Origin of the sequence: Pseudomonas sp. BP11-1-1, assembly GCF_052112105.1 — a bacterium.
Taxonomy (GTDB): Bacteria; Pseudomonadota; Gammaproteobacteria; order Pseudomonadales; family Pseudomonadaceae; genus Aquipseudomonas; species Aquipseudomonas alvandae.
Genome location: NZ_JAUTYU010000004.1, coordinates 336416 through 352444 on the forward strand (window position 1 = coordinate 336416; position 16029 = coordinate 352444).

General features: G+C 62.9%; 14 protein-coding genes. 5 read left to right on the forward strand and 9 right to left on the reverse strand.

Annotated elements, in window-relative coordinates; translation table 11 throughout:
• Positions 1–12: 12 nt before the first annotated feature.
• The 3 genes from rraA to ppsA form a co-directional block, all read right to left on the reverse strand.
• Entirely contained in the window at positions 13–504 is a 492-nt protein-coding gene (gene rraA / locus Q7C33_RS11185; RefSeq protein ID WP_030141937.1) for a ribonuclease E activity regulator RraA, read from the reverse strand.
• Positions 505–631: 127 nt separating this feature from the next.
• A complete protein-coding gene (locus Q7C33_RS11190) occupies positions 632–1621 on the reverse strand; it encodes an alpha/beta fold hydrolase (protein WP_030141936.1) in 990 nt (329 codons plus the stop codon).
• 220 nt (positions 1622–1841) lie between these two features.
• Positions 1842–4217, reverse strand: a complete 2376-nt coding sequence (gene ppsA / locus Q7C33_RS11195; RefSeq protein ID WP_030141935.1) for a phosphoenolpyruvate synthase — start codon at positions 4215–4217, stop codon at positions 1842–1844.
• Positions 4218–4401: 184 nt separating this feature from the next.
• Between ppsA and ppsR the strand changes: the two genes are divergently transcribed.
• Positions 4402–5220 carry a posphoenolpyruvate synthetase regulatory kinase/phosphorylase PpsR gene (gene ppsR, locus Q7C33_RS11200; protein ID WP_003199510.1) on the forward strand — a complete coding sequence of 273 codons (819 nt, stop codon included), beginning with the start codon at positions 4402–4404 and terminating at the stop codon, positions 5218–5220.
• 123 nt (positions 5221–5343) lie between these two features.
• Here the strand turns inward: ppsR and Q7C33_RS11205 are convergent, their stop codons facing one another.
• On the reverse strand, positions 5344–6189 hold the full coding sequence (locus Q7C33_RS11205) for a type 1 glutamine amidotransferase domain-containing protein (RefSeq protein ID WP_030141933.1): 846 nt from the start codon (positions 6187–6189) through the stop codon (positions 5344–5346).
• 98 nt (positions 6190–6287) lie between these two features.
• On the opposite strand from Q7C33_RS11205, the gene Q7C33_RS11210 reads away from it, so the two are divergent.
• Complete coding sequence (locus tag Q7C33_RS11210; protein ID WP_407683395.1) at positions 6288–7184, forward strand: LysR family transcriptional regulator; 897 nt, start codon at positions 6288–6290, stop codon at positions 7182–7184.
• Positions 7185–7370: 186 nt separating this feature from the next.
• On the opposite strand, the gene Q7C33_RS11215 is transcribed toward Q7C33_RS11210, so the two are convergent.
• The 4 genes from Q7C33_RS11215 to Q7C33_RS11230 all read right to left on the reverse strand — a co-directional run bounded on the left by Q7C33_RS11215 (position 7371) and on the right by Q7C33_RS11230 (position 11367).
• Positions 7371–7598 (reverse strand): MbtH family protein, encoded by a 228-nt coding sequence (locus Q7C33_RS11215; RefSeq protein ID WP_030141931.1) that lies wholly within the window; start codon positions 7596–7598, stop codon positions 7371–7373.
• Between the two features lie 84 nt (positions 7599–7682).
• On the reverse strand, positions 7683–9092 hold the full coding sequence (locus tag Q7C33_RS11220; protein ID WP_407683464.1) for an aspartate aminotransferase family protein: 1410 nt from the start codon (positions 9090–9092) through the stop codon (positions 7683–7685).
• A 263-nt stretch (positions 9093–9355) separates the two neighbouring features.
• Positions 9356–10690, reverse strand: coding sequence for a sensor histidine kinase (locus tag Q7C33_RS11225; RefSeq protein ID WP_334598043.1), 1335 nt, complete (start codon positions 10688–10690; stop codon positions 9356–9358).
• Positions 10687–11367, reverse strand: a complete 681-nt coding sequence (locus tag Q7C33_RS11230) for a response regulator (protein WP_030141928.1) — start codon at positions 11365–11367, stop codon at positions 10687–10689. The genes Q7C33_RS11225 and Q7C33_RS11230 overlap by 4 nt, the downstream gene beginning before the upstream one ends.
• A 172-nt stretch (positions 11368–11539) precedes the next feature.
• On the opposite strand from Q7C33_RS11230, the gene dsbD reads away from it, so the two are divergent.
• The 3 genes from dsbD to dsbG are packed head-to-tail and all read left to right on the forward strand — an operon-like array spanning position 11540 to position 14879.
• Positions 11540–13267: a protein-disulfide reductase DsbD gene (gene dsbD, locus Q7C33_RS11235; RefSeq protein ID WP_407683396.1), complete on the forward strand. Its 1728-nt coding sequence runs from the start codon at positions 11540–11542 to the stop codon at positions 13265–13267.
• The gene (locus tag Q7C33_RS11240; protein WP_407683397.1) at positions 13267–14136 is read left to right on the forward strand and encodes a TlpA family protein disulfide reductase; all 870 of its coding nucleotides are present in this window, start codon (positions 13267–13269) and stop codon (positions 14134–14136) included. The genes dsbD and Q7C33_RS11240 overlap by 1 nt, the downstream gene beginning before the upstream one ends.
• Complete coding sequence (gene dsbG, locus Q7C33_RS11245) at positions 14112–14879, forward strand: thiol:disulfide interchange protein DsbG (protein WP_407683398.1); 768 nt, start codon at positions 14112–14114, stop codon at positions 14877–14879. Before Q7C33_RS11240 ends, dsbG begins: the two co-directional genes overlap by 25 nt.
• Before the next feature lie 149 nt (positions 14880–15028).
• On the opposite strand, the gene Q7C33_RS11250 is transcribed toward dsbG, so the two are convergent.
• A complete protein-coding gene (locus tag Q7C33_RS11250) occupies positions 15029–15841 on the reverse strand; it encodes an alpha/beta fold hydrolase (protein WP_407683399.1) in 813 nt (270 codons plus the stop codon).
• Between the last annotated feature and the right edge of the window lie 188 nt (positions 15842–16029).

The window sequence follows — 16029 nt, forward strand, 5'->3', positions numbered from 1 at the left end:
TGGTCAAGACGCTTATTCAGGCATTTTCAGCGGGCTCGGCGAGACGATCACGCCGTTGTTGTCCGCGTAGACGTATTCGCCCGGACGGAAGGTCACGCCAGCGAAGGTCACTGCCACGTTGAGCTCGCCGACGCCACGCCGATCAGTCTTCATCGGGTGGCTGGCCAGGGCCTGGACGCCAAGGTCGGTCTGGGCAATGACGTCGACGTCGCGGATGCAACCGTAGATCACCAGCCCTTCCCAGCCATTTTTCGCAGCCTTTTCGGCCAGCATGTCGCCCAGCAACGCCCGGCGCAGGGATCCACCGCCGTCGACTACCAACACCTTGCCCTTGCCGTCGAGTTCAACCTGTTCCTTGACCCGCGAGTTGTCTTCGAAGCATTTGATGGTGACGATTTCACCGCCAAAGGAATCGCGGCCACCGAAATTGCTGAACATCGGTTCCAGGACTTGCACCAGGTCCGGGTAGGCATCGCACAGGTCGGGCGTGAGGTAATGGTTCATCGAACAACTCCTGCTGGGCTTGAACGTCTGGCTGAATGAACAACCGTTTGTGACCGGAACAACGTAGCGCGTCATATCTTAGCCGCAAGCCGGCCAGAGCGAAATGCCCCTGGCCAGAGCCTCGGTATCAGACCGCTTCGGCCAGCCTGGGCTGGTCCGCCAGCAATGACGCCTGCTGGTCTTGCAACCAGCGCCCTACCAGCGGCCAGACCTCCGCTTGCGCGGCCTTGCTGACGAGCATCTCGACATGGCCAAAATCACCGGTGAAGCCCTGTTCCCGCCCCAGGCAGACAAACTGCTTGTGCTCGGAACCGATCTGCTCGAACAATTTTCGACAAGCCCAGGTGGGATCCTGGTGATCGCCGGCCGCACTCACCGCCATTACCGGCACCTGCACATCGGCCAGGCCTGCCCACCAATTTTTCTCGGCGTCGCCGAAACGCCCGAACAGGCCATACCAGCGCATGCTCTCCAGGGCCAGTCCGATGGGTTCATCTTCCGGGCCGCGCTTGAGCCTGGAGCCGGACAATTGTGCGAAACGCTTGAGAATGAAGCGCCCGCTCCATTCCACCGGCGGGATTTTCAACGGCCAATAGGTGCGGCTGACCTGGGTGCCGAAAAATGCCGCCGACGCCACGGCGGGCTCGCCCAGGTAATGGCCACCCAGGGCTGCCGCCAAGGTGATACCGCCCAGGGAATGGCCAATCCAGTGCGGCACTTGTCCACTTTGCTCGCGCACAAAGGCGCCAATCGCCGGCAGGTCATACCGGGCGTAGTCGGCCACGCGATTGTTGCGATAGCCCTGGTTGCGCTGGGACAAGCCATGGCCGCGCATCTCGGGAATCCAGACATCGAAGCCCAGGCGCGTCAGGTACGCCCCCAGGCCCAAGCCCTTGGGCGAATACCAGAAGCGTCGGTTGGAAAAACTGCCGTGCAACAGGATCACCGGGACACCACGGGTTTCGCCGGCATCGGCCATGCCCAGCCGGGTGACGGCCAGCTCGACACTGTAGTCCGGGCTGTTGCCGGGCTTGAGGCGATAGACATCTTCGCTCAGATCACCGCGCCGCTCGGCACTGATCAGGGCGACGGGAAATAGATTGCTGCTGCTTTGCATAATCTTCTTGCACAAAAAAGGGCGGCTTCCAGATGGAGCCCGCCCTACTTCAAATCAAAAGGGGCCAATGAACTGACAGCCATGGACCCTGTGGGAGCGAGCTTGCTCGCGATGGCGGTGGGTCAGCAACATCAATGCTGGCTGACACTCCGCAATCGCGAGCAAGCTCGCTCCCACAAGGTTACCCGGCTTACATTACCGGTGAGCTCCCTTCACTCGATCAGACCGCAGCCTGACCCTCAGCCAGGAAGAACCAGGTTTCCAGCACGGAGTCCGGGTTCAACGAAACGCTTTCGATACCCTGCTCCATCAGCCACTTGGCCAGGTCCGGGTGGTCCGAAGGGCCCTGGCCGCAGATGCCGATGTACTTGCCGGCCTTGTTGCAGGCAGCAATGGCGTTGGCCAGCAGCTTCTTGACCGCCGGGTTACGCTCGTCGAACAGGTGGGCGATGATCCCGGAATCCCGGTCCAGGCCCAGGGTCAGCTGGGTCAGGTCGTTGGAACCGATGGAGAAACCGTCGAAGAATTCGAGGAACTCGTCGGCCAGGATAGCGTTGGACGGCAGCTCGCACATCATGATCACGCGCAAGCCGTTTTCGCCACGGGCCAAGCCGTTTTCCGCCAGCAGGTCGACGACCTGGCTCGCTTCACCGAGGGTCCGCACGAACGGCACCATGATCTCGACGTTGCTCAGGCCCATCTCGTTGCGCACACGCTTGAGGGCGCGGCATTCGAGCTCGAAGCAATCGCGGAACGACTCGCTGATGTAGCGCGAAGCACCACGGAAGCCCAGCATCGGGTTCTCTTCTTCCGGCTCATAGAGCTTGCCGCCGATCAGGTTGGCGTATTCGTTGGACTTGAAGTCCGACAGGCGCACGATGACTTTCTTCGGCCAGAACGCCGCCGCCAGGGTGCTGATGCCTTCCACCAGTTTCTCGACATAGAAACCGACCGGATCGTCGTAGCCGGCAATGCGCTTGTCGACGCTGTCCTTGATTTCCTGCGGCAGGCCGTCGTAGTTCAGCAGTGCCTTGGGGTGCACGCCGATCATGCGGTTGATGATGAATTCCAGGCGGGCCAGGCCCACGCCGGCGTTCGGCAACTGCGCGAAGTCAAAGGCGCGGTCCGGGTTGCCGACGTTCATCATGATCTTGAACGGCAGCTCCGGCATGGCGTCCACGGAGTTCTTCTTGATGTCGAAGCCCAGCTCGCCTTCGAAGATATAGCCAGTGTCGCCTTCGGCGCAGGAAACGGTCACGCCCTGGCCGTCCTTGAGCAACTCGGTGGCATTGCCGCAACCGACCACGGCCGGGATGCCCAGCTCACGGGCGATGATCGCCGCGTGGCAGGTACGGCCGCCACGGTTGGTGACGATGGCGCTGGCGCGCTTCATCACCGGTTCCCAGTCCGGGTCGGTCATGTCGGAGACCAGTACGTCGCCGGCCTGGACCTTGTCCATCTCCGAGACGTCCTTGATGATCCGCACCTTGCCGGCGCCGATGCGCTGGCCGATGGCGCGGCCTTCCACCAGCACGGTGCCGGTTTCCTTGAGCAGGTAGCGCTCCATGACGTTGGCCTGGGTGCGGCTCTTCACGGTTTCCGGGCGGGCCTGCACGATGTACAGCTTGCCGTCGTCACCGTCCTTGGCCCATTCGATGTCCATCGGGCACTTGTAGTGCTTCTCGATGATCATCGCCTGCTTGGCCAGTTCGCTGACTTCGGCGTCGGTCAGGCAGAAGCGCGCGCGGTCGGCCTTGTCGACGTCGACGGTCTTGACCGAACGACCGGCCTTGGCTTCGTCGCCGTAGACCATCTTGATGGCCTTGCTGCCCAGGTTGCGGCGCAGGATGGCCGGGCGACCGGCTTCCAGCGTGCCCTTGTGGACATAGAATTCATCCGGGTTCACGGCGCCTTGCACGACGGTTTCACCCAGGCCGTAGGCGCCGGTGATGAACACGACGTCACGGAAGCCCGACTCGGTGTCGAGGGTGAACATCACGCCGGCGGTGCCGGTTTCGGAGCGGACCATGCGCTGCACGCCGGCGGACAGGGCGACCAGCTTGTGGTCGAAGCCCTGGTGCACGCGGTAGGAAATGGCACGGTCGTTGAAAAGGGAGGCGAAGACTTCCTTGGCGGCCCGGATGACGTTTTCCACGCCACGGATGTTCAGGAAGGTCTCCTGCTGGCCAGCGAACGAGGCGTCCGGCAAGTCTTCGGCGGTGGCCGAGGAGCGCACGGCGACGGCGATGTCGGGGTTGCCTTCGGAGAGCTTGGCGAAAGCGGTGCGGATCTCGGCGTTCAGTTTTTCGGGGAACTCGGCTTCCATGATCCACTGGCGGATCTGGGCGCCGGTCTTGGCGAGGGCATTGACGTCATCGACGTCCAGGGCATCGAGCGCATCGTGGATCTGCTGGTTCAGGCCGCTCAGTTCCAGGAAATCACGATAAGCCTGGGCGGTCGTGGCGAAGCCACCTGGCACCGAGACGCCGGCGCCGGCGAGGTTACTGATCATCTCGCCCAGGGATGCGTTCTTGCCCCCCACATGCTCTACATCATGGACGCCGAGCTTATCGAGGGAAACTACGTACTCTACCAAGGTGATCTCTCCACTAACTGTGTTGGAAAAGCTCAAGGCACCGACGGCTCCAGGGGAGCGCTAGCCGGCGATATGGCCTGGACCTGGAAAATAAGTGAGAATGCGGGCCACGGGCGGCCGGCAAATCGCGCCTATCATATCCAAGAATCGTGACTAGCTCACTAGCTTAAGGCCCAAGGCGCAAATGAAACGATCTGCTTTCTTTATCTCCGACGGCACCGGCATCACGGCCGAAACGCTAGGCCAAAGCCTGTTGGCACAGTTCGAAAACATTACCTTCGCCAAATTCATACGCCCGTACATCGACAGCGTCGACAAGGCGCGGGCCATGGTACAGCAAATCAATAAAGCCGCCGAAACCGACGGTTTCCGGCCGATCATCTTCGACACCATCGTCAATCAAGACATCCGTGAGATTCTTGCAACGTCGAATGGTTTCATGATCGACATTTTTTCCACGTTCCTGGCGCCCCTGGAGCAGGAGCTGAGCGAGCATTCTTCCTACTCGGTCGGCAAGTCCCACTCCATTGGCCACAACTCCAACTACATGGAGCGGATCGAGGCGGTCAACTTCGCGCTGGACAACGATGACGGTGCCCGCACGCATTATTACGACAAGGCCGACCTGATCCTAGTGGGTGTGTCGCGGTGTGGTAAGACGCCGACGTGCCTGTATATGGCGATGCAATTCGGCATCCGCGCGGCCAACTATCCGCTGACCGAAGACGACATGGAGCGCCTGCAACTGCCCAGCGCCCTGCGCGCCCACCAGCACAAGCTGTTCGGCCTGACCATCGACCCGGACCGCCTCACCGCGATCCGCAACGAGCGCAAGCCCAACAGCCGCTACTCAAGCTACGCCCAGTGCGAGTTCGAAGTGCGCGAAGTGGAAAACCTGTTCCGGCGGGAGAATATTCCCCATATCAACTCCACGCATTTTTCCGTGGAAGAGATTTCGGCGAAGATCCTGGTGGAGAAAGGGGTGGAGCGGCGGTTCAAATAAGGCAGCTATGAGCTGCAAGCTGCAAGCTGCAAGCTGCAAGCTGCAAGCTGCAAGCTGCAAGCCAGAGTGGCCGCTGTTAGCTTGTAGCTTGTAGCTTGTAGCTTGTAGCTTGTAGCTTGTAGCTTAAGGCTCTAGTCGCTTCACCAGCGCCTGCCCCACCTCCAGCGCCGACGCCGGGTTCTGGCCGGTGATCAACTCCCGGTCCATGACCACATGGGACGTCCACGGCGAGGTATTGCTGCTGTATTGGCCGCCCGCCTGCTCCAATGCAGTCTGTGGATAGAATTTCATGGCCCCGCCGCCCAACAGCCCCTTGGCCAATTCCTCTTCCTGATTGCTGATGACCGTCATCTTGTACCCGGCGTAAATCCAACCGGACTGGGCCGAGGCCTGGCCCTTGGTGGCCAGCTGCCGGACGAAGCCGTTGGCATCGGGTAGCGTCGACAACAGGGCGATCGGCCCGTGGCAGACCAGTGCGGTGGTTTTGCCTTTCTCATGGAAGTGCGTCAAGACCCGGCCCAGCGGCGCGCTGGTGAGCAGGTCCTGCATCGGCGCGTGCCCACCAGGAACGTACAGCGCATCGAACCGATCCAGGCCCATTTGTTCGGCACGGGTCAGGCTGATCACCGGTGAGTCTTCGGGCGAGGTGATTTTCAGTCGGGCCAGCAACGCCTGGTAGCGCTCAAGCTCCGCCGCGTCGTTATTGAAATACATCTTGTCCACCGAGGAGCGGTCCAGGGTCGGCGCCTTGCCCTCGGGCGTGGCGAAGGTCACGTGGTGACCGGCATCCAGCAACAGCTTCACCGGTTGTAGCAGCTCGTTGAGGTAGAACCCTGTGGAAAAGAACTGGCCATTTTTCAGATCCAGATGATCGGCATCCGACAGAACCACGAGCACGTTGTCGGCATGGGCCGCGGCACTGATACCGGCCAGAACGACAGACGTTGCCAAGGCAGTGAGCTTTTTCATGATGACTCCGCTTCGATAAAAGTTGTGCTCACTGTATTGATGCGCCTGCCGGCGATAAACTGGCTTCCAGGAACATCACTTGGCCTCTGGAGGCAATAATGGCCCGTCGATTCGATCATCTGGCCGATGTGGAAGCCTTCGTCACCGTCGTGGAAAAAGGCACCCTCAGCGCTGGCGCTATCGCCCTCGGCACCACGCCTTCGGTGCTGAGCCGCGCCATCTCGCGCCTCGAAGCCCGGCTCGGCGTGCAACTGTTGCGACGCACCACCCGGCGGCTGAACCTGACCGATGCGGGGACGTTGTACCTGGAACAGTCGCGCTCGGCCTTTGCCCTGATTGATGATGTCGAGCGACGAATCCAGGGCCAGGACGGCGTGTTGACCGGCCGCGTGCGCCTGAGCGTGCCAACCACTTATGGCCATTACCGCCTGCCGGCGCTGCTGTCGCGTTTCGCCCAGGCTTGCCCGCAGGTGCGGGTCGAACTGAGCATCACCAACCGCAACGTCGACCTGGTGGCCGAAGGGTATGACCTGGCGATCCGCCTCGGGCCGCTGCCGGACAGTGGATTGGTCGGCCGCAAATTGGAAGACGCCCGCCTCTGCCTGGTGGCCGCGCCGCGCTACCTGGAGCGTGCGGGTACGCCCACGCACTTCGACGAACTGGCCGCCCACGCCTGCCTGCCCTTCGTGATGCCCAGCAGCGGACGCATCGCGCCGTGGCTGTTTCGTGAACACCGGGAAGACCGGGAATGGTTGCCGGCGGGCAATGTGCAAGTGTCCGATGACGTGCTGGGCATCGTGTCCCTGGCCCAGGCCGGGATGGGGATCTGCCAGAGCTATGAATTCATCGTCCGGGAGCGAGTCGAGCGAGGGGAACTGGTGGAGTTGCTGGAGGACTTTGGCGGCCGCAGTCGAACGTTTTCCATCATCTACCCGCCCCATCGACAATTGCCGGCGGCGGCGCGGGCGTTGATTGATTTCATGGCGGAACAATAGGTGGTAAACGCCACCCCCTGTGTGTGCGAGCTTGCTCGCGATTGCGGAGTGTCAGTCAGCATCAATGTTGCTGATCCGCCGCTATCGCGAGCAAGCTCGCTCCCACATGGGGCCCGACGTGACTGCAAGATTTGTATTTCCCTACAGCCCTACTGGAAAATTTCCGTGCTGCCACAGCTTCAACAGTTAGTGAGCCGCTGCCGCCTGCTCTTCCATCTTCTTGCGCAAGCTCAACGGCCGCATGTCGGTCCAGACCTCTTCGATGTAGGCCAGGCATTCCTTCTTGAAGCCGCTCTTGCCGACGGTGCGCCAGCCCTCGGGAACGGCCTTGTAGTCCGGCCAGATCGAATACTGTTCTTCGTGGTTGACCACGACCTGGAAGAGGATGTCCTCGCGGTCGAATACTGAAGTCATGGTGTTTCTCCGTCGTTGCTCAAGGTTCGCCGCGCCACGGGCGCAGCCAAGGTATGAAAAGGAACGTACCGGGCCGGATGAAAATTAGGCTTCGGCGACGGCGGCCTCCAGGGCGCGCCGGAAAATCTCGGCGACCCGATCGATTTCCGCCGCGGTAATGATCAACGGCGGCAGGAAACGCACCACGCCGCCCTGGCGGCCACCCAGCTCGAGGATCAATCCGCGCTTGAGGCATTCACGCTGCAACCGCGGCGCCAGGCGTGCATGCACCGGCGGATGCCCCAAGGCGTCCGGCTTGCCGGTCGGGTCCACCAGCTCGACGCCGAGCATCAGGCCGCGACCGCGAATGTCACCCAACTCCGCGAAATCCCGCTGCAGGATGTGCAAGTGCTCGCTCAAGCGCTCGCCCATGGCGGCGGCGTGGGCCGACACGTTGTGCTCCACCAGGTAGCGCATCACCGCAGAACCGGCGGCCATGGCCATCTGGTTGCCGCGGAAAGTCCCGGCATGGGCTCCCGGCAGCCAGGTATCGAGCCAATCGCGATAAACCACAACCGCCAACGGCAGGCTGCCACCGATGGCCTTGGACAGTACGACCACGTCCGGAATGATGCCGGCGTGCTCGAACGCGAACATCTTGCCGGTCCGGCCAAAGCCACTCTGGATTTCATCGACGATCAGCGCCACCCCGGCCTGCTCGGTGATCCGCCGCAGGCCGCGCAGCCAATCCAGATCGGCCGGTATGACACCGCCCTCGCCCTGCACCACTTCGACGATGACCGCTGCTGGCAATTGCACGCCGGCCTCCGGATCGTTCAGCAGGTTTTCCAGGTAATGCAGATTGGCCTTGATCCCCTCCGCGCCGCCCAGTCCGAACGGGCAGCGGTATCCGTAGGGATACGGCATGAACTGCACGCCGTTGCTGAGCAACGCCCCCAAAGGCTTCTTCGGTCCCAGGCTGCCCATCAGGCTCAACGCGCCCTGGCTCATCCCGTGATAACCGCCCTGGAACGACAAGACCGTGCTACGCCCCGTCGCGGTGCGGACCAACTTGAGCGCGGCTTCCACCGCGTCCGTGCCGGTAGGGCCGCAGAACTGGATTTTCGCTTCAGCGGCGAGGGCCGCCGGCAACAGGCCGAACAGGTCCTGGACAAAGCGGTCCTTGACCGGCGTGGTCAGATCCAGGGTGTGCAGGGGCAGCTCATCGGCAAGCACTTGCTGGATCGCTTCGATCACCACCGGGTGGTTGTGCCCGAGCGCCAGCGTGCCGGCGCCGGCCAGGCAATCGATGAACGTGCGGCCCTCGACATCTTCTACGTACAGACCCTTGGCGCGCTTGAGGGCCAAGGGGATTCGTCGTGGATAGCTGCGGGCATTGGATTCCTGGCGACTCTGGCGGGCCAGCAAGGGTGATTCGTTGAATTGATAAAGCGTCTCGACCGGCGCAGGGCTGACCCGTGCTGGCGGTGCTTGGATAGGACTGGTGACTGGCATGTTCTCGACCCCGGGATGAATGACCAAAAGGCGCACCGGGCAGGTGCGCATTCCGAAGCGCACATGCAGGTTTCCTGTTGTGGAAACGCATCAGCGAGGCAAGGATTTACTGCCGGATAAAGACCGTGGCGAGGGAGCTTGCTCCCGCTGGGCTGCGCAGCAGCCCCTCAAGCCAGGACACGCGGACCGTCAGATGAATCAAGCCCACAGGTTTGAGCCCGCTGCGCGGTCCAGCGGGAGCAAGCTCCCTCGCTACAGGTTATCTACGGACCGGGCGATAGTTGCACCGGCACGGTCAGCTCGACACGCAACCCGTCCGGGCGGCTGTCGAACTGCAGGCCGCAGCCGCAACGCTGGACGATGGCCTGGACAATCGCCAGCCCGAGTCCGCAGCCGTTGCTCTGGCCATTGCGCCAGAAGCGCTGGGTCAGGTGCTGGATATCGTCGGCTGCGATGCCAGGACCGTGGTCGCGCACCTGGAACCGCACACGCTGGCCGATCGTTTCCAGGTTCAATTCGATCTCGGTGTCGTCCGGGGTATGGCGCACGGCGTTCTCCAGCAGGTTGCGCAGCGCGGCGATGGACAGCACGGCCGGCATCTGCACCGGCGCATCGGTCAGTTGAGGCGACAGCTGCAATTTGATCCGCCGGGGTGCGCCGCCGGTCGCGTCCTGGATGGCCAGCCGCGCAACCTGCTCGGCGTTGCATTGCACCCCGTCATCGAACGACAGGCTGCCCTCCACCCGGGCCAGCAGCAACAGTTGCTCCAGCGTGCGATGCAATCGGTCGGCGCCCTCTTCCGCCCGGGCCAGGGACTGGTCACGGGCGGCGCCCTCGGTCATGCGCGCCACCTGCAGGTGTGTCTTGATGGCGGTCAACGGGCTGCGCAGTTCATGGGCGGCATCGCCGGTCAGCCGTCGCTCGCGCTCGATGGTCTTGCCGATGCGCTGGAGCAACTGGTTCTGGGTCTCCAGCAAAGGCCGCAATTCGCTGGGCAATGGGTGAATCTGCAACGGCTCGAGGGAATCCGCGTTGCGCCGCGTCAGTGCATCGCGCATGCGGTTGAGCGGCGCCAAGCCCTGGCCGATGCCCAGCCACAGCAGGCACAGGCAACCGAGCAAGGCCACGCCGACCGGCACCGAGGCCGCCAGCAGCACCGACAGGTTCAACGCCTCGCGTTCGATCTGGCGGTCCGCGGTGGTAATGCGCAAGTCGCCTCGGGCCAGGGTAAAACTGCGCCATGGCGCGCCGTCGATCATCTGGTCGTGGAAACCCATTTTCTCGGCTTCCAGTGGCTGCCCCGGGGTGTCATGGCTACGCGCCAGAATCTCCCCGCGCAGCGAGCTGACCTGGCAGGCCATGCCACCTGGGACGCTCAATTGTTCCGCGCTGAAATGCGTGCCCTCCCCCTTGCTGGGTACCGGCGGCAACTGCTCCAGCAAGCCGGCGACCATCCGCGCCGAAGCCACCAGGCGCTGGTCGAGGGAAAACATCATCTGGTTGCGCAGGTCGCTGAGCATCCAGGCAGCGGCCAAGGCCCAGATCAGGGCAAAGGCCGCGCCGAGGGTCAGGCTCAGGCGCAGTCGCAGGCTGATCACTTGGCCGATTCCCCGCCATCGGCCGGCCCCAGGCGATAGCCCAGGCCGCGCACCGTCTCGACAATCCCGTTGCCCAACTTGCGCCGCAAATGGTGGATATGGACGTTCAAGGCGTTGCTTTCCAGCTCGTCGTTGAAGCCATAGACGCTGTCCTTGAGTTGCTCGGTGGAGAGCACCCGGCCACGACTGTGCAGCAGCGCCTGCAACAGCGACTGCTCGCGGCGGGACAGGTCCACCGGTTGGCCGTCCAAGGTGGTTTCCCGGCTGCTCGGGTCATAAGTCAGGCGACCATGCTCGATCAGGTTGACACTGCGCCCGGCCACGCGCCGCAGCAACGTGTGCAAGCGCGCCGCCAGTTCGCGCAGGTCGAAGGGCTTGAGCAAGTAGTCATCGGCCCCGGCCTGCAAGCCATCGACCCGGTCGGTCACCGAATCCCGCGCGGTGAGGATCAGCACAGGCATTTCCAGGCCTTGCTGGCGTAGCTGCTTGAGCAACTTGAGGCCGTCTTCATCCGGCAGGCCCAGGTCCAACACCATGACGTCGAATGTCGCCACGCCGACCATCGCCCGCGCCGCCGATGCGGTGGCGACGTGCTCGACGGTCAGGCCTTGAGCCGTGAGCCCGGCAACGATGCCGCTGGCAATCAACTCATCGTCTTCGCAGACCAGTACGTGCATGGTGAGCCCCACGGAAAAAGGTAGATTAGGCGGGTGGCCGATTAAGCCGACATTATGCGACGAGTCGGGCAAATATGGGCGATCATTGGCGCCTGCCGGTATCGCCGGGTTAATCGACGGTTAATCGCCGGTCGCCACTGTGCCCTTCACTTGCTTCGTTAAGGCTTTGTCCATGCGTCGATTGTTTTTGCTGTGGCTGTTCCTGATCTCGGGCCTGGCCCAGGCCGCCAATCCCTTCGAAACCAAACCCGATTTCCTGCCGGTGGAGAAGGCATTCGTCTTCACTTCCGAACGCCTGGACTCCGGTGAAACCCAATTGTTCTGGCAGATCGCCGACGGGTACTACCTGTATCAGCAGCGACTCAAGTTCGATGGCCTGGCCGACGCGCAAAAACCCAAGCTGCCCGAGGGCGAAGCACACAGCGACGAATTCTTCGGCGACCAGCAAGTGTATCGCCAGGCCCTGGAGCTGAAGATTCCCGCCGGGGCGACCGGCAAGATCAAGGTCGGCTTCCAGGGCTGCGCCGATGCGGGCCTGTGCTATCCGCCCCAGACCCAAGTCGTCGACCTGGGCGGCAACACGCCGGTGGCAGCCACTGGCGAAGCGCAGGACCAGGCCCTGGCCAGCGGCTTGCAACAGCGTGCGCTGGGCTGGAGCCTGCTGGTGTTCTTTGGTTTGGGACTGTTGCTGGCGTTTACCCCCTGCTCGCTACCGATGCTGCCGATCCTGGCGGGATTGGTGGTGGGCAGCGGCGCCGGCCCCCGGCGCGGCCTGGCATTGGCTGGCAGCTACGTGATCAGCATGGCCTTGGTCTATGCCGCCATGGGTGTGCTCGCGGCGCTGCTGGGCGCCAATCTCCAGGCAGTGCTGCAGCAACCTTGGTTGCTGGGGACTTTCGCGGCAGTGTTCGTGGTGTTGGCGCTGCCGATGTTCGGCTTTTTCGAATTGCAACTGCCCGCCGCCCTGCGTGATCGCTTGGAAAACGCCGGCCGCCAGCGCCGCGGTGGCAGCCTGGTGGGCGCTGGCATTCTCGGGGCGTTGTCCGGCCTGTTGGTCGGCCCCTGCATGACCGCCCCCTTGGCGGGCGCGCTGCTGTACATCGCCCAGAGCGGCAATGCGCTGCACGGCGGCCTGATCCTGTTCACCATGGGCATCGGCATGGGCTTGCCGCTGTTGCTGCTGGTGACCGTGGGCAATCGCTTCCTGCCCAAGCCCGGCGCCTGGATGAACCTGCTCAAAGGTGTATTCGGCTTTCTGTTCCTGGGTACCGCGCTGCTGATGATCCGCCCGGTCATCGATGGCTCGCTGTGGATCGGCCTGTGGGGCGCGCTGCTGGTGATCGCCGCCTACTGCGCCTGGCGCCAGACCGAAGGGTTCGGCCGCGCTGCCTATCTGTGGGGCAGCGTATCGCTGCTGTTCGGCCTGTGGGGCAGCCTGTTGGTGATCGGGGCAGCGGGCGGCAGCGATGATCTGTTCAAGCCGCTGGAGGTCTACAGCGGTGCCCGCGCCACTGCGACCGCCGAGACCCGGGACGCATTCACCACGGTCAGCGAGCCCGCCGCCCTGCAACGCGAACTGGACGCCGCCAAGGCCAGGGGCCAGTGGGTCTTGCTGGACTACTACGCCGACTGGTGCGTGTCCTGCAAGATCATGGAAAAACAGGTATTCGGCCGCACAGAGGTGCTGGACGCCTTGAAAGGCGTGCGCCTGCTGCGCCTTGACGTCACCGCCGACACACCGGCCAGCCGCGAACTGCTCAGCCGCTATCAGGTACCGGGGCCACCCAGCCTGTTGTGGATCGGCACAGACGGTGAAGAACGTCGCAACCAGCGGATTACCGGCGAAGTCGACGCCAAGGGTTTCCTGGAGCGCTGGAACACGACGCGGAACGCGCCCTGATGTTGACGTTGACCTTGGGCACCTTTGCCATCGCCCTCAATCATCTGCTGTTGATCAGCGCATTGGCGTTGGCGACTTTCGTCGGCTGGCGAGTGGCAAGGCGCGGCGGCGAAAACCCCGAATCGGTGCTGTTCGGACTGTTCCTGCTGGGACTCCTTGCCGCAAGGATCGGGTTTGTCGTCGCTTACTGGAAACATTATCGGGATGACCCATGGCAGATCGTCGATCTGCGCGACGGCGGCTTCCTCGCCTGGCCGGGCATCATCGCGCTGCTGGTCGGCGCCCTGCTATGGGCACGGCGCCGTCCGGGCCTGCGTCGACCGTTGGCTTTCAGTGTCACCGGCGGCCTGCTGTTCTGGCTCGTGGGAACAATGTCGCTGACGATCTATGAACAAGGCACCCGCTTGCCGGAGATCGACCTGCGCACCGCCGACGGCGAAACCGTGAGCCTCATCGATTATCAGGGCGGCCCGCTGGTGATCAATCTCTGGGCCACCTGGTGCCCGCCCTGCCGACGTGAAATGCCGGTGCTGGAAGAAGCCCAGAAACAGCGTCCGGACCTGACGTTCCTGTTCGTCAACCAGGCCGAAAGCATGCAAAGCGTGAGCACCTATCTCGCCACGCAGGGCTTGAGCCTCACCAACGTGCTGTTCGACGGCAGCGGTCGCCTTGGCCAGGCCGTCGGCTCGATGGCGCTGCCGACGACACTGTTCTACAGCGCCGACGGCCGCCTGCTCGGCAGTCACCTGGGCGAATTATCCGAAGCGAGCCTGGCCCGGGCACTGGAATACTTCGAAACGCCGGGTTCGACCACGGCGGCCCACCCCGCGACAAGGAAACTGCCATGCCCCGCCTCCACCACCTGCTGACACTGGCCTTCGCCGGCGCGCTGCTGCAAGCGCCGCTGCTCCAGGCCGAAGAACTGCCTGCGGCCATCCAGAAGATCGAAGCGAAGGGCGCGAAAATCGTCGGCACCTTCGAGGCGCCGAACGGCTTGCGCGGTTATGCCGCGCAATACCAGAACCGTGGCATGGCCCTGTACCTGACGCCGGATGGCAAGCATGTGTTGCTGGGCAACCTATATGACGCGGACGGCAAGGACCTGAGCGCCGAGCCGCTGCAAAAACTGGTCTACGCCCCGATGGCCAAGGCCATCTGGGCGAAGATGGAGACCAGCAACTGGATCGCCGACGGCAACAAGGACGCACCGCGCACCGTATACCTGTTCAGCGATCCGAATTGCCCGTATTGCAACATGTTCTGGGAACAGGCCCGGCCCTGGGTCAGGGCCGGCAAGGTGCAGTTGCGCCACATCATGGTGGGCATCATTCGCGAAGACAGCCCGGGCAAATCGGCCGCGCTGCTCGCCGCCAAGGAGCCGGAGAAAGCCCTGGCGGACCATGAGAAGGCCGGCAAGGCCAGTCCGCTCAAGCCGCTCAAGGAGATACCGCCGGCCATCCAGGCAAAACTGGACGCCAACCAGGCGTTGATGGACGAGCTGGAGCTCTCCGCCACCCCGGCGATTTTCTATCTGGATGACCAGGGCGAGCTGCAACAACAGCAAGGCGCGCCGTCTCCGGACAAACTGCTGAAAATCCTCGGACCTAAATGATCCGGGCAGCAACCTGTGGCGAGGGGATTTATCCCCGCTGGGTCGCGAAGCGGCCCCAATACTGTCGACTTGGTTTGTCAGCTTCACCGAGGTATCTGGTTTTGGGGCGGCTGCGCAGCCCAGCGGGGATAAATCCCCTCGCCACAAAGTCAGTGCATCCGTTTCAGGAATTTCAACAACGCCTCCGTCACAAACTGCGGATTCTCCAGGTTGGAAATATGTCCCGCCTGCGGAATCAGCACATGATCGCAGCCAATCAGCTCGGCCATTTCCAACGCCTCGGACGGTGGCCGAGGCTTGTCCTGATCACCGTACATCACCAGCGTGCGCTTGGCGTCCAATCCAGGCAGGCGCGGCAGGATGTCGTCCCGACCAAAAATGATCCGCCCCAACGGCACGATGCTGTCCTTCAGGCGGTCAGTCGGCAGCGCGGCCAAGGTGGCGCGGAACTGTTGATAAAGCGAGGACTGCGGATCGATGCCCGGCCGGAAGAAAATCGGCACGATGATGTCCAGCAAAGGCTCGGGAATTGCGCCGCTGGCTTCGATCTTGTCGAACAGCGAAAAGTAATACAGCCGGGTCGGCTCCGGCTCGACGCCGACGTAGGTGTCCATCAACACCAGCGACTTCACGCGCTCGGGCGCGGCCAGCGCCAGCCGCGCGCCCCACATCCCGCCCACCGACAACCCGACCAGGTTGAAGCAGTCGATCTCCAGGTGATCCATCAACGCCAGCGTTTGACGGGACAGGTCGTCCAGCGAATTCATGCCCTCAGGCAAACGTCCTGACTGCCCATGGCCCCACAGCTCCGGGACGATGACTCGATAGTGCTCCGATAACGCATCAATCTGCGGCGCCCACATGCTCTGGTCCCACAGATAACTGCTGCCCAGCACCACCACCGGGCCATGGCCCTGGTCCAGGTAATGGAGCGGTTGTCCGTCAATCGTTGCAAAGGGCATCGGTGGCCTCCTTGTTTGGGAATGAAAAAACCTTGGGGAGACTGGGCCGCGAAGCGCCAGACGTCAACCTTGGGTCCCTGAGGTGCTGTCAATGGCCTCATCGCGAGCAAGCTCGCTCCCACAGGGAGTGATCGACACAAATCCCATGTGGGAGCGAGCTTGCTCGCGATGGGGCCGTTACACGCACC

Bases quoted from the DNA above. Each gene is read 5' to 3' on its own strand.
- dsbG (WP_407683398.1), top strand. From the start codon at position 14,112: ATGCCCCGCCTCCACCACCTGCTGACACTGGCCTTCGCCGGCGCGCTG.
- dsbD (WP_407683396.1), top strand. From the start codon at position 11,540: ATGCGTCGATTGTTTTTGCTGTGGCTGTTCCTGATCTCGGGCCTGGCC.
- Q7C33_RS11250 (WP_407683399.1), bottom strand. From the start codon at position 15,841: ATGCCCTTTGCAACGATTGACGGACAACCGCTCCATTACCTGGACCAG.
- Q7C33_RS11220 (WP_407683464.1), bottom strand. From the start codon at position 9,092: ATGCCAGTCACCAGTCCTATCCAAGCACCGCCAGCACGGGTCAGCCCT.
- Q7C33_RS11230 (WP_030141928.1), bottom strand. From the start codon at position 11,367: ATGCACGTACTGGTCTGCGAAGACGATGAGTTGATTGCCAGCGGCATC.
- Q7C33_RS11190 (WP_030141936.1), bottom strand. From the start codon at position 1,621: ATGCAAAGCAGCAGCAATCTATTTCCCGTCGCCCTGATCAGTGCCGAG.
- Q7C33_RS11210 (WP_407683395.1), top strand. From the start codon at position 6,288: ATGGCCCGTCGATTCGATCATCTGGCCGATGTGGAAGCCTTCGTCACC.
- Q7C33_RS11215 (WP_030141931.1), bottom strand. From the start codon at position 7,598: ATGACTTCAGTATTCGACCGCGAGGACATCCTCTTCCAGGTCGTGGTC.
- Q7C33_RS11205 (WP_030141933.1), bottom strand. From the start codon at position 6,189: ATGAAAAAGCTCACTGCCTTGGCAACGTCTGTCGTTCTGGCCGGTATC.
- rraA (WP_030141937.1), bottom strand. From the start codon at position 504: ATGAACCATTACCTCACGCCCGACCTGTGCGATGCCTACCCGGACCTG.
- ppsR (WP_003199510.1), top strand. From the start codon at position 4,402: ATGAAACGATCTGCTTTCTTTATCTCCGACGGCACCGGCATCACGGCC.
- Q7C33_RS11240 (WP_407683397.1), top strand. From the start codon at position 13,267: ATGTTGACGTTGACCTTGGGCACCTTTGCCATCGCCCTCAATCATCTG.